Genomic DNA, 13,526 nt, shown 5'->3' on the forward strand with positions numbered 1-13,526 from the left:
CGATTCAAACCTTTTCATGGCAATTAGAATGGACGGTTTTTAGAGTATAAAACTTTACCCGATTTTGAAAGTAGCTCTATCTTTGAACAGCAATCTTGCTCCGCAGAATCATACTGAAACAGAATCCCCTTTTTCCCTTGACTAGGAACAACCATATTCTGCTGATCCATAAATGTCAGTTTTGCGGTTTCCATCTGCTGAAGGATCGCTGGATCACGAATCACCATAGCAAGCTGTCCATAGCTAAAGGACGCCTCAGAACTTGAGTCTCCGATTCTTTTATAACTTGTTCCGGAGAGGGAAATAGACACTTTTTTTTGCGGATTATCGGCAGAGCTATAAGTACTTTTGTTGATATATGACGACGTTTGATTATTGTCTAACTCAATAACATGTGCAGAATAGTAACCCGTAGCAAGCCCCTTGGTGGGGCTATCCCAGAGAATAAAGTTCCGGGTTTCAAAGTCTTTTTTTATGATGACCTCAGATTCGAGCTCTTGGGCCAGACTTTCTATCTCTTGAGGTGTTAGTTTGCGATGGAACTGATTAATAATCTGCGGTTTAGGTTGGCAAGCTAACAGTAGGAACCCGCAGAGGCCAATGTAAGTATAGGTGAGAGATTTAGACATTACTGGGTAACGCACCATCACTTCAATGTTGCGAGGCTATCTTTAGATCAATGTACAAGCAGGCTTGTCAGTAGTATATGTGATGGATCTGTATTGAGTCGTCCTAGCCAAATCCCGATATACTGCTTGCAGCAACTTGAGTTGCCTAGCTTGCTTGTCAATTATAGTTGGGGTCTTATGGCTGAAATGACCTGGAATCGTCATCATGTTTTATCCCTGGCAGACTTTAGCGTCGATGAATTAAATATCGTCCTACAAACGGCCAACAGCTTCAAAGACGTACTGTATCGCAAGACTAAAAAAGTCCCAACCCTGCAAGCCAGGTTAGTCACTAATCTATTTTTTGAGCCATCGACCCGGACTCGCAGTAGTTTTGAGTTGGCAGCCAAACGGCTCTCTGCTGATGTCCTCAACTTTTCTCCTGGAACCTCCTCTCTCAGTAAAGGAGAAACCATTTTAGATACGGCCAAAACATTCCTGGCGATGGGCGCTGACATGATGGTAGTCCGTCATCAGGACTCGGGCGTGCCCCAAATGATTGCCCAAGCCATGGACGACTTAGGTGAGAATGTTGGGGTTTTGAATGCGGGGGATGGTTTCCATGAACATCCATCCCAGGGATTGCTAGATTTATTTACCCTCTGCACTAGCATCGACCCCGATCAGCCTGCCACTCAATTACTAACGGGGAAGAAAATCGCCATTGTCGGGGATATTTTGCATTCACGGGTGGCCCGGTCTAACCTATCGAGCTTGGTTACTTGTGGCGCTGAAGTCCATTTAGCGGGGCCACCGACTTTATTACCCAAGGCCTTTGCTGATTATGGGGCACAGGTGCATTGGTCTCTCGATCCTGCCTTAGAGAATGCTGATTTTGTGATGACCTTACGGCTGCAGCATGAACGGATGAGTCAACATTTGATTCCCAGTATTCGGGAGTATCATCAACGGTTTGGGATTACCCGCGATCGCATCCAACGATGCCAACCCCAAGTCAAAGTATTGCACCCCGGCCCGGTGAATCGAGGGGTCGAAATTAGCTCTGATCTGATGGATGATGAAAGCCTCAGCCTCATTCCCCATCAGGTTACCAGCGGTATTGCCGTGCGGATGGCCCTGCTTTATCTGATCAGCAACCACAGCCACTAAAATCAAGATCTGATTTTCCAGCCTGCACAGTCTAAGCGGGAATTTGCAATACTGGAACAGGACAATCGCAGGTCTTATACCTATAATTAGGACTTCAGACCTGTTAATTCCTGTGAATGCACCTCATACGGCACGTTTAACCTTATATGTACACCATTGACATTTCCCTTCGTGGCACTCCTTTAGGACTCTCCGTTCAACGCAAAGAATCCGCAGATGCTGAAGCGCTTTATCACCAAGTCTTAGAAGCCATTAAATCTGGGAATCCGACCGTTTTAGAACTGACTTGCGATCGAGAATCCGATAAAAAAGCAGCCGTTCTGGTCAACGAAATCACTGCTGTACAAATGTCTGACAAGTCTGGTGGCGCAGGCGCAGGCCGAGCTGCAGGCTTCTTTGAGCTAGGCGCATGACCTCCCCCGCCATCCAACTGCAAAATTTATCTTTTGGATGGTCGAAAGATCAGCCCGTCTTAAAAAACTGTTCACTGCAGGTGCCCAAAGGCCAGTTCTGGATGCTCCTGGGCACCAATGGCAGTGGCAAATCGACCTTGCTGCGTCTTCTGGTGGGGTTACTCAAAGCCCAATCTGGGCAAATCGACGTGGCCCAGCCCGTGGGATTTGTCTTTCAAAATCCAGACCATCAGTTGGTGATGCCCACTGTGGGGGCTGATGTAGCCTTTGGATTGGTGGAAGAAAACCTCCCTATTCTTGAAATTCACCAGCGAGTCAATGAAGCCCTAGATGCGGTCAACTTGATCGATCTCAAACGGCGGCCCATCTATGCCCTTAGCGGCGGGCAGAAACAACGGATTGCGATCGCAGGTGCAATATCCCGCCACTGCGAAGTCCTATTGTTGGATGAACCCACAGCCCTATTGGATCCTGAAAGCCAAGGAGATCTGGTCGCTCAGGTCCAGAGGCTAGTCAAAAAACGCGGTATTACAGCTCTTTGGGTCACCCACCGCTTAGAAGAACTTGACTATTGCGATGGCGCTTTTCTCTTGGAACATGGACAGGTCATTGACCAGGGCCAACCCGAATCCATGCGCGAGAAACTCATCCAACGATGGCAATCTGCTTCCAGTTAAGGATTGCCGCTAGACAATCTGGATCTGGCCAGCACCTAAATCAGCTTTATTTTGCAAGGTGCCCACCAGAATTTGCTGGGCTGCCCCACTGCCATCCGTATCGTAGAACAGCTCACCATTGGTGCGATTGTAGATAAATCGATGCTCCGCGGTGGTTGCTGCAGCTCCCAGGACGAATTGCTGATCTGAGATCAGACCCAGGGGTAGGGTATTGAGCTGGGCGGAACGGAATGCGATCGCATCTTCACCCACAGCAAAATCAGCAATATTGCTCTTATTATCAGCAGTCGCCTCGAGAACAAAGAGATCGCTGCCTCCGCCACCCACGAGATAATCTTGCCCAGCGCCACCGGTAAGAGAATCATCTCCGTCACCGCCATTTAATTGGTCGTTGCCATAGGAACCCCAGAGAATATCATTGCCCTCATGGCCGCTAAGAGAGTCCTCGCCATAGGCACCGTTCAGGTGGTCATCCCCTAAACTCCCCCCTAAATAATCATCCCCATCTCCACCGTCGAGGGTATCCTTGCCTTCACCACCCCATAGGGTGTCATTGCCTTCATGGCCTCGGAGAAAGTCATTGCCACGGTATCCATCCAGAGTATCTTCACCCCAGCTCCCGCCTAGATAGTCATTCCCATCTCCACCTTGGAGATTATCATCGCCATTCGCACCCCACAGATGGTCATCCCCCTCATGGCCATTGAGGGTGTCATGTCCACTGCCACCATCGAGTCGATCTTCGCCTAAACTACCGCCTAAATAGTCATCACCATCCAGACCCTGGAGCGTATCATTACCTGCAGCCCCCCAGAGGGTGTCATTCCCATCATGACCATTCAGAGAATCATCTCCGTCGCCGCCATCTAAATTATCGTCACCATAGGACCCCCAGAGGGTGTCATTACCCTCATGGCCATTGAGGGTGTCATTGCCCCGATGGCCATTGAGGTGATCATTACCTAAACTACCCCCTAAGTAGTCCTCGCCCTCTCCACCATCGAGGGTATCTTCGCCCTCTCCACCCCAGAGGGTGTCATTGCCTTGATGACCTCTAAGAAAATCATTACCCCGGTAGCCATCTAAGGTATCGCTGCCCCAGCTACCCCCCAGATAGTCGTTGCCATCGCCACCTTGGAGGCTATCATCGCCATTGGCTCCCCATAGATGGTCATCCCCTTCATGGCCATTGAGGGTATCATTGCCATTGCCACCATCGAGGCTGTCTTCGCCTAAACTCCCCCCTAATGAGTCATTGCCTTCGCCTCCGTGTAAGGTGTCTTTGCCTTCGCCACCCCATAACGTGTCATCTCCTTGATGACCGTTGAGGGAATCATTCCCACGGTATCCATCTAGGGTATCTCTGCCCCAGCTACCGCCTAGATAATCGTCTCCATCTCCACCAATGAGGTTATCGTCTCCCTCTGCTCCCCACAAATGGTCATTGCCCTCATGGCCATGGAGAAAGTCATTGCCATTCCCACCATTAAGATGGTCATCGCCTAAGCTCCCGCCCAAATTGTCGTCGCCATCTCCACCGTCAAGGGTATCCTGGCCTTCACCACCCCATAGGGTGTCGTTTCCTTGGTGGCCTCTGAGAAAATCATTACCGCGATATCCATCGAGCGTATCGCTGCCAAAACTCCCCCCCAGATAGTCATCTCCGTCGCCGCCTTGGAGACTGTCATCGCCCTCAGCACCCCACAAATGATCATCGCCCTCATGGCCATGGAGAAAGTCATCGCCATCTCCACCATCAAGCCGATCCTCACCTAAATGACCTGCTAAATAGTCATCCCCATCTAACCCCTTGAGGGTATCATTGCCCTCGCCCCCATAGAGCTTGTCATTAACGGCTCCACCCGAGCCATTATCGTCCAGGGCTGTACCTCTAAAAATCAGGGGAAGGGTCTCAATACGAGTAGTGCTAGAACCCGGATTGGCGGAACCATCGCCGGTGAGCAAGATGTTATCCACTGCAACCCAGTCATCCGTATCATTGGTGCCCACTGTATTGATCTGGAAGACTAAAAATTGGTAGCCATCGCCCAAATCCACATCCCAAGAGAGGGTGGTCCAATCAAAATCATCGCCGCCAAAGGTCTGTTGAACTAAGATCTGACGCTCCATAGGTAATGCGCCAGCCTGGTAGGGACCCTGGTTGCTATTGGAGTTGTTGAAAAATTCACCATTTACCCCCCACAAACTAATCGTAATTTCGTTATTGTCCCCTGTGCCCCCTTCTAGGTTGCGCAGGTCTAGACTGAGGGTTTGCATCCCTCTTCTGACGGCACTGTCATAGATAATTTGTCCTAGATTGGATCGGCTGGCAGCTTCCTGGGTCAGGACGACGCCACCCCCTTGGCCAATAGAGGAATCCCAGGAGACGCCATTAGCTGCGTACCATCCTAAGTTGGCACTCGTACTATGGTTGATACCGTCCGTTTTAAAGACTGGATTGAAGGAAAAATCACCATTGCTAAACGCATTGACATATTGGGTTGGCGTCACCTCAATGGTTTGGGAGAGGGAGCGAGTGGCCCCATACTCATCCCAAACCTTGAGCGTAATGTCATGGGAACCCGCTCGATCAAAGACATAGCTGGTTTGGCGACCAAAGCGATCCGCCACATTGTCGCCATCAAAATCCCAGGCATAGCTGACAATCCCCCGGCTAGGGTTATCAATAAAAGTCGAATCTGAATCAAAAGATGCACTAGCGTCAAACCCCATGGCGAGTCCCCCAATGGCTTGACTCGTAAAGAGGACGGAGGGGGCTAAGTTACCTGCAACCTCCGAAAACGTATTATTTCCCTGAACTTGAAAGTAAGAAGGAAAGTCTGGATTCTCAATCGTAATATGGGGCGGAGTTAGGCCAAAATGCTGTTCATTATTGACCAGGGTACTACCTTGTAACGAAGACCCGACAAAGTCTCTATCGGCATCGTAGGGAACCGCTATACCTGTCTTAAAGCCTTCAATATGCAGATTGATGTATCGCTCCTCCAAAGAGGTGTCATTGACATGAACCCCGGTCCCAATCGGTTGAGCGGAATGGATTAAACCATCCACTAAGTCAACATTACCGCTATACCTTAAGAGCACCCCATTATGCCTGATATTCCACAGGGCAAAATTATCAATCACTGACCGATAATCATGGGCCGTAAAGGTGGGCACACTGATGTTTAACTGGCCATCTTGATTGGTCTTGCGGGCCCAAAGGCTAATGCCTGAAGTTGAGTTATAGCTCTGAAAGCCGCTAAGTTGCCGCAGGGGCACCGCCGCCACATCAATCGTACTTTCGTCTACAGTCCCTTTAGCGAGATCCTGCAAGTTCTGAGGCAGGATGCTTACATCGACGGTTTGCGCATCTCGAACGGATTCTGTCCCCGCATCCAGCCCCAATAGTTCGATGGCAGACCCAGCGGCACTCACCGCAATATTGTCAATGATGGCGACCTGAGCAGCCCCTTGTACCCAATAGCCATCCCCATTAAAGCCAAAATCAAAAAGATTGGTTCGGGGAGATAAGGGATTAATATCATGGCTTGGACTGGCATCCCCAGTGGTTTTGATGGTCAGATTGTTCCGCCAAGTCCCAATTTCATTACCGGACTCGGCGACAATCCCTGCCCCCACTACATCAAACACGACATTATCTTCCAGGACCGCATGACTGTCATGGTGAACAATCCCCCAGCCTGGACTGCCGACGACGGCATTGCCTTGGGCCACAGCGGGTATGCCATTAATATCACCTGCACCGGTTCGGTGGAAATGTAGGGCATACCGACCTCTGGGGTTGGTGCCCGTGCCGATGGAGCCATCCACGTTCTGACCAGGATCATCCACGATTAGATTCTTATCGGAGCGCCCTAAGTTATAAAAACCAGCATTGAGCACCTGAACATCAGCATTGTGCATAAACATAATGTGTCCACGCTGCTGAGTCGGAACTTGGTCTGCATTTTCCGTCTCAAACACCACATTGCGGGTGGTATTCGCAATATACAAATCCACCTGATCTTGTAATCCATCAGGCCTTTTATGATCAAATCGGAGAACCGAGTTATCTCCAGTCAAAATATTGTTATTCGTAAATCGAACCCGATTACCGTTGATTTCTGTAATCGTCAGCACTTCATCTTGAAAACGGCTGTTATCGGCATTGGTCCCTCTCCAGTTGTAGGACGTACCGCCCAAAACGAGCTGATCTCCCACTTTCCATCCCAAGGGGCCACCCGCGCTATCCAGCTTGAGCACCAGTTCATTGTCCCCAGCCAGGGGATCCTGCTCAAGAGCGACAAAATCTAATTTTTCGGCACCAAAGATTCTGGCTTGACCATGACTGATTAACCCTCGGCTCAGCTGACTTGGGTCCCACTGGGTATCGATGGGACTATCACTGGTAAAGGTGATGCGGGTGGTGACATCTGCTTGGACCGGGTTATCTTCCGTCCCAATCAGCAATGTGCCGTCAGGAGAAACGGCAAAGGTATCTAACAGTAACTGAGTATCCTGATCAGAAGAAAATTGGAGGGTACCATCTACTCGTAGGGTATCAATGCGAGCCGTACTTTCTTGGTCATAGGTCACTTCTACGCCTTGAGCAATCAAGACTTTCGCATCATCTCCAGGAATCTGACCGCCTTCCCAGGTGTTGGGGTCAAACCATGAGCCATCCCGTATGGCTTTATGGGTGGCTTGCGAATGGGGGACGAGCTTTAAAAAGCCCATGTGCTCATGTTGTTTACCTGGGTTATCGGCATGGGGTAGTCCCATACCGCCATGGGACATGGTATGTCCCATACCAGATGTATGAGCTGCACCAGATGTATGAGACGTATGTTGATGAGTTTGCATAGAAAACTGGATCTTGCAATTGCAAGATCTCCCCCAAAAAGTGATCAAAAATCTGGTTGTATTACGTTTGCGATCGCAACCAGTGAACAAGTGTTTTGCTGCAACAAATCCAGATAAGCCACGATCACTTATCTAGATTTGTTGCTATATTCTGAATTTTTAGAAAATAATTTTTGAGCAAACTAGCTCAGAACAGATAAATAAAAGCATGGCATCCTGGTAAACACAAATCCTTAGAAAATTCAAAAAATCAAGAAATAAGCCAAAAAACTCTTGATATAAACATTGATTCTGAAAATGAAATACTCTTCATATCAGCTCAATATTCTTCTAAATATTCAGTGAGTTTCTCACCTACAACTAAGCCTAAATTAGATAAGAATTGATCTTAAAAAACAGCCCCATATCAGTTATAGTACCCATTACAGGGCAATGCATCTACAAAAAAAACCCTGTCTGATGTATATTTTCTCTGTATACATAAAATATACAAATACTTAGACGAACCAGCAAAAATCTAATTTATAAAAATATTTATCCTCTGAATTAACAACAAGACACTTAAAAATATAGACATCCATCAATCACAAATATGCAATAAATATTTTCTAATTTAATGGAATTTCAATGGTTTTTATTTCCGTAGAGCCGTTTTAAGTTATACCGTTTTTTCAAAGATTATTTTAAGTTGGATGCAATAACATCTCCCCTCGATAGCAAGCAGCTTTAAAGCAGAGATAGGGGAACGCAGGTTATTAACCATGAAGACCCACAATCTCATGGCTTATAAGGACTAAGCTATGATGAGACTTCTCTTCTTGAACAGAGATAGGTCACTGGTCAGGGATACTCTAAGGCCATGGAAGAGAAACTTATTTAGGGATGGCAAGTCTCATTCAAATAGCAGGCCATCATCTCCCTGTTATCGGCTCACATTATGCGTTCACCCTAATTTCTTGGAGCTTCGGTATATGTCTCTTGGTCAGCAATGGCTAGACAGGCAACCAGCCAGATACAAGTTTTGGACTAAACGCCGAAGGTGGATACGAGGGTGCATTAGTTTTTGCCTTGGCCTTTTCCTGTGGGCCTCTTTTTCCATTGGTAGTACGTCAGCACAATTCAATTCCAGACAGGTAGAAGTGCCTGATGGCTTTGGCGTTGCCATCCATTTCACCGATCCCAAACCGGGAGAGATGGAGCTGTTAGAGGCTTCTGGGATTCGTTGGATACGGGCGGATCTGGTGTGGTTACGGACAGAAGTCAAAAAAGGTCAGTACGACTTTGCTGCCTATGATCGATTGCTGGACCAATTAGAACGCCATAATCTCCGTGCCATTTTTATCCTCGACTATGGAAACCCCTTATATGACGGTGGATTTTCCCCTCATACAGATGCTGGGCGCCAGGCCTTTGCTCGCTGGGCCGTTGCTGCCGTCAAACACTTTCAAGAGCGCGGGGTGGTCTGGGAAATGTACAACGAGCCCAATATTCTGCCCTTTTGGAGTCCTCGCCCTAATGTGCAGGACTATATCAAGCTGGCCAAAACCGTTGGCAAAGCGATCCATCGCACCTATCCTCAAGAGGTGATTATTGGTCCCGCCCTCGCAGGTAGCGTTAATAAACCCGGTCGCAAGGAATTTTTGGAAGCCTGTTTTCAAGCTGGATTACTGGAAGATTGGTCTGCCGTCTCCATTCACCCCTATCGCATCACTCGACCTGAAACCGTTGCCCGCGACTATCGTCAACTGCGATTGTTGATCGCCAAATATGCACCACCCGGTAAGCAAATCCCCATTATTGCTGGGGAATGGGGCTATCCGTCATCAACCGCCTGGCGACAAGGCAAAGTCATCGATCCGACGACCCAGGCCAAATATTTAGGGCGGCAATGGTTGAACAATCTGGCCAATGAGATTCCCTTATCCATCTGGTATGACTGGCAAAATAATGGCCCCAAGGCAGATGATCCAGAGCATAATTATGGACTCATTGGCTATTCTGACCCTAAACAGAAGCGACCAACCTATGAGGTCAAACCTGCGTATCGGGCCGCCCAAACCCTGAATCAAACCCTAGAAGGGTTTCAATTCAATAAACGACTAGACGTTGGGCGGCCCGATGATTATGTCTTGCTCTTTAATCAGGGCAACCAAGTCAAAATTGCGGCCTGGACGACGACTCAATCCCCCCACAAAGCCATCATTCCAACCAGTGCTGGTTCTTTTCGTACTCTTGATTATCTCGGCCAAAATCGCAAAACATTAAACGCTACTGCTCAAGGCTTGTCCTTATCCCTAACCGATGCACCTCAATATCTCACCCCCACTAAGGCGAATGCCCTGCTGCAGCTGGCCGCTGCCTGGGAAACGGTGCCTTTAGAGCAGATAGTACCGGGATCTCAAACCATTGACGTGCCGCTGCAACTCAGAAATCCCCTCCCAACCCCCATTCAAGTGAATACCGGTTCCCAAACCGCAACCATTCCCCCTCGACAAACCCGATCCCTCGTCACCACGGTGACGCCTTCTCGTCAGGGCAAGTCACGTCCCCTACGCTTAGAGTGGCAGATTCAAGGCATCGGTTCCATCACTCAAAGCACCCATCTGCTCCTGACCAATCCCTTAACTGCAACTGTGTTGCCCATGGGAGCTAACCAGTTAACGGTCGTTCTCCAAAACCCTGCAGGAACAGCCCTGAATGGGAGGGCAACCCTGACCAACCTCCAAGGCTTAAAGGCGAATACTCCGAGTCAGCCCATTCGTTTTGCCCCTGGGGAAACCCAGAAATATCTCAAATTCAAAGCCAGTCGGACTCAAAGTACCTATCAAGCAGGATTAGAGGTGACAGAAGGGGGAAATCAGCATACCTTCCCACCTCAGAAGTTCAAGGCCGTGATTAATTTTGCCAATCTAGGCGCGAATACGATGGGTCAAGCTCTCCAAGCCGTTCCTGGGGGTGATGCAAAGGTGCGATCGCAACAGTCCATAGCCGTGATACCGTCAGCGTCTCGGTATGCACCAACCGTGGGTCGCAAAGTCCTCAAAATTACCTATCGGTTTCAAGCCGGGTGGAAATATCTCCACCTACTGCCTACTCCTCAGTACCAATCCCAATTAAAAATTCAAGGTCAACCCCAATCCCTGGGGCTCTGGATTAATGGGGATGGGAGCGGCAATCAAATGTCCTTGCGGTATCAAGATAAAACGGGGCAAATCTTCCAACCCAAGAACCAAACTATTACCTGGAAAGGGTGGCGATATATCACCTTTACCCTAGATGGCAAGGATGCCACGGTATGGGGGGGTGCAGCAGATGGGATTGTTCACTATCCCATTCAGCTCAATTCTCTACTCGCCATCGACAATGCCAAGAAACAGACGACCGCAGGGGAAATTTATGTCGGCCAGCCAACTTTGGTATGGTGATCAATCGATAGACATATTGTGAAGGTTTGAGATAGGTATGCCCCAGGAAGCAGGAAGTCACCCTCAACACCGGATCGAATGGATTGACTATGCCAAAGGCATCGGTATTTTTCTAGTCGTTCTTGGCCATGTCCTGCGAGGTCTGGTGGATTCTGTAGGGGCAGGCTATGAGCAAGAGCTATTGGCAATAGATCAGTGGATCTATGCCTTTCATATGCCCTTATTTTTCTTGCTCTCGGGTTTATTTGCAGACCGTGCCGTCACCAAATCCCCTAGAACATTTCTGATCGATCGATTTCAAAAGATCCTATATCCCTACTTCCTTTGGTCTGCCATCATTGGAGCCCTCAGAATTATCTCGGGCCAAAACAAAGGAACGACTCTGCCTCAATTTTTCACAGGGTTTTGGACCACCCTTTATTACCCTATCGATATCTTCTGGTTCTTATTTGCCTTATTTTTGGTCTCTACGATTTTCTATGGCTTAAGAAAGCTGCAGGTGCCCTTGCCCCTCATCCTCTTGGCCTCAAGTGTGCTGTACGGTGTGTCAGTGATTTTCCCCCTATGGATGAGTTGGGATCCTTGGCTACGAGTCCAAACCTATTCCCTCTATTTTGTGCTGGGAGCCATGGCTCGTCCGCTCCTCACGACTCCACGCCCTCCAAAAGCCCTAGGATTAGGCATCATTGGCAGTGTTGTAGTCCTCACCCTTTGCATCTATTTTCAATTTCTAGTGACCCCTGATCCCAATCCAGCCCTAGCCTTGACCGGTGTGTATGGTTGCATCTTGCTCGCTAAGTTGATCGCCCAACAGCAATGGATGCCGCTCATCCGACATTGGGGCAGTGCATCCCTCCCGATTTATGTCTCCCATACCATCGCCACAGCCACGACGCGAATTATCCTCCAAAAAGGGCTAGTCACCCATCTTTATGCCCATATCGTCTTGGGGGTCATGGCAGGATTATTGCTGCCCATGCTTTTAGTAAAAGGCCTCGAACGGATCGGTTTTCCTTATTTGTTTACGTTGGCCCGTAAAGCATAATCTTGACGGTTCGCATCTGCCCCCATGCTCAGCCTTGAAACGATAGAGAGAGCGGTCCTGTTATGACTCTTAGGGATTGGCTGCGTTCAAATGCTTGAGCCCCAAGCGCAGGGGACGAATTAGAAAATAGAGAAAATACAGGGGTTTCGGCAAAACCAGAAAGTCACGATCGTTGACATTCGGTAAACACTTGAGCCAAAAGCCATGGATAGGGCGGCGAATATCTAGGATACAGGCAATGCGATCGCGTCTCGTTTCCGTCATCTGCCAGTGACGAATAAACTTCTGAGGCGTAAAGCTTCTGCCTAATTCATTCTCTTGATCAAACAGTCGTTGGGCAAAATCTTGCGCCAGTCGCGAGCAACCTGGATGAGCATTAATTTTGACTCGCACAACATCTGGCAGCTCGGTCCCCAGCACTTGCTGGGTCAGACACAATCCCAGCAGGACCATACGTTCACATCCCATCTGGGCAGCCCCCTGTAAAAAATGCGGCCAATCGCGCCCTGGCGTTTGTTGGATGCACTCGGATAAATCACAGATCCATTTGAGTTTTCGCCAACAATCTTTTGAGCCATGAATGCAGAGATACATCAATAAATCATCTGAACCAAAGCTATAGAACGTATGCCCTGAAAGCAATACAGGCTCGCGATTACCCCAAAGGTAATCAAACGTAAATTGAGAAGACAAAAATCGTTCTACCGTAAGGGTTTGGTGTAAATCAATCGATACGGCATCCTTGATCAACTGATATTCACTTTTAGAGTTGCGGAGGGTTAACTCCAAATCCTGATCAAGCAAATTCCACTCATAGGCCAGTTGATATCCCTCCGCAACCAGCACCTCTATGGTTTGAGCAAAGTCTTGAGGACTCACCAAAATATCTAGATCACAAAAATGTCTTAAGCTGATGCTGCCATACACAGATGCTGCTAACACCGGTCCTTTAAAAGGTAAGGCTCGAATATCATGGGTCTGCAAAAGATCAAGAATCTTGAGCAAATCTCTAGTCAAGATGGTATTAAAGATGGAGATCTGTTGGGCATAAACCGTTAGATCCTTGAGAACGGCGATAGGAATCTGATCCGCCCCAATCGACTTGACCGATTGATACAACAACGTCTGGACACCGTGGGCATTAGCGAGTCGAACCAGGGTATGCCAATCAATCGAAGGCTGCAGAAGATGTAGAATTCGTGCTTGCTGATCTAGATCAATCTTCGTGCGGCAACAAGTCAGCAAGAGTTCAACTTCAGGGCTAATTACAGCCTTATTCTCAAGTCCTACAGCAGTCATTAAGTCCTTCAATATCTCATCCT

General features: G+C 48.4%; 8 protein-coding genes. 5 read left to right on the forward strand and 3 right to left on the reverse strand.

The window, feature by feature from the left end; translation table 11 throughout:
- Positions 1-23: 23 nt before the first annotated feature.
- Positions 24-647, reverse strand: coding sequence for a hypothetical protein (locus tag I1H34_RS20955; RefSeq protein WP_212662875.1), 624 nt, complete (start codon positions 645-647; stop codon positions 24-26).
- A 159-nt stretch (positions 648-806) separates the two neighbouring features.
- On the opposite strand from I1H34_RS20955, the gene I1H34_RS20960 reads away from it, so the two are divergent.
- The 3 genes from I1H34_RS20960 (at position 807) to I1H34_RS20970 (ending at position 2,868) form a co-directional block, all read left to right on the forward strand.
- Positions 807-1,778 carry an aspartate carbamoyltransferase catalytic subunit gene (locus I1H34_RS20960; protein WP_212662876.1) on the forward strand — a complete coding sequence of 324 codons (972 nt, stop codon included), beginning with the start codon at positions 807-809 and terminating at the stop codon, positions 1,776-1,778.
- 146 nt (positions 1,779-1,924) lie between these two features.
- Positions 1,925-2,191 carry a hypothetical protein gene (locus tag I1H34_RS20965; protein WP_212662877.1) on the forward strand — a complete coding sequence of 89 codons (267 nt, stop codon included), beginning with the start codon at positions 1,925-1,927 and terminating at the stop codon, positions 2,189-2,191.
- Positions 2,188-2,868, forward strand: coding sequence for an energy-coupling factor ABC transporter ATP-binding protein (locus tag I1H34_RS20970; RefSeq protein WP_212662878.1), 681 nt, complete (start codon positions 2,188-2,190; stop codon positions 2,866-2,868). Before I1H34_RS20965 ends, I1H34_RS20970 begins: the two co-directional genes overlap by 4 nt.
- Before the next feature lie 9 nt (positions 2,869-2,877).
- On the opposite strand, the gene I1H34_RS32265 is transcribed toward I1H34_RS20970, so the two are convergent.
- Positions 2,878-7,734, reverse strand: a complete 4,857-nt coding sequence (locus I1H34_RS32265) for a G8 domain-containing protein (RefSeq protein WP_249369455.1) — start codon at positions 7,732-7,734, stop codon at positions 2,878-2,880.
- Positions 7,735-8,705: 971 nt separating this feature from the next.
- Here I1H34_RS32265 and I1H34_RS21000 point away from each other — a divergent pair.
- Positions 8,706-11,159, forward strand: a complete 2,454-nt coding sequence (locus I1H34_RS21000; RefSeq protein WP_249369457.1) for a cellulase family glycosylhydrolase — start codon at positions 8,706-8,708, stop codon at positions 11,157-11,159.
- A gap of 37 nt (positions 11,160-11,196) precedes the next feature.
- Complete coding sequence (locus I1H34_RS21005) at positions 11,197-12,204, forward strand: acyltransferase family protein (protein ID WP_212662879.1); 1,008 nt, start codon at positions 11,197-11,199, stop codon at positions 12,202-12,204.
- Positions 12,205-12,273: 69 nt separating this feature from the next.
- Here the strand turns inward: I1H34_RS21005 and I1H34_RS21010 are convergent, their stop codons facing one another.
- Complete coding sequence (locus I1H34_RS21010; RefSeq protein WP_212662880.1) at positions 12,274-13,503, reverse strand: nucleotidyltransferase domain-containing protein; 1,230 nt, start codon at positions 13,501-13,503, stop codon at positions 12,274-12,276.
- Between the last annotated feature and the right edge of the window lie 23 nt (positions 13,504-13,526).

The organism is Acaryochloris marina S15 (genome assembly GCF_018336915.1).
In the GTDB taxonomy this organism is placed as follows: domain Bacteria; phylum Cyanobacteriota; class Cyanobacteriia; order Thermosynechococcales; family Thermosynechococcaceae; genus Acaryochloris; species Acaryochloris marina_A.

What these genes read in the sequence shown, in the direction of transcription:
- I1H34_RS20955 (WP_212662875.1), bottom strand. Translation starts at nt 647, where the DNA reads ATGGTGCGTTACCCAGTAATGTCTAAATCTCTCACCTATACTTACATT.
- I1H34_RS21005 (WP_212662879.1), top strand. Translation starts at nt 11,197, where the DNA reads ATGCCCCAGGAAGCAGGAAGTCACCCTCAACACCGGATCGAATGGATT.
- I1H34_RS21000 (WP_249369457.1), top strand. Translation starts at nt 8,706, where the DNA reads ATGTCTCTTGGTCAGCAATGGCTAGACAGGCAACCAGCCAGATACAAG.
- I1H34_RS21010 (WP_212662880.1), bottom strand. Translation starts at nt 13,503, where the DNA reads ATGACTGCTGTAGGACTTGAGAATAAGGCTGTAATTAGCCCTGAAGTT.
- I1H34_RS20965 (WP_212662877.1), top strand. Translation starts at nt 1,925, where the DNA reads ATGTACACCATTGACATTTCCCTTCGTGGCACTCCTTTAGGACTCTCC.
- I1H34_RS20960 (WP_212662876.1), top strand. Translation starts at nt 807, where the DNA reads ATGGCTGAAATGACCTGGAATCGTCATCATGTTTTATCCCTGGCAGAC.
- I1H34_RS32265 (WP_249369455.1), bottom strand. Translation starts at nt 7,734, where the DNA reads ATGCAAACTCATCAACATACGTCTCATACATCTGGTGCAGCTCATACA.
- I1H34_RS20970 (WP_212662878.1), top strand. Translation starts at nt 2,188, where the DNA reads ATGACCTCCCCCGCCATCCAACTGCAAAATTTATCTTTTGGATGGTCG.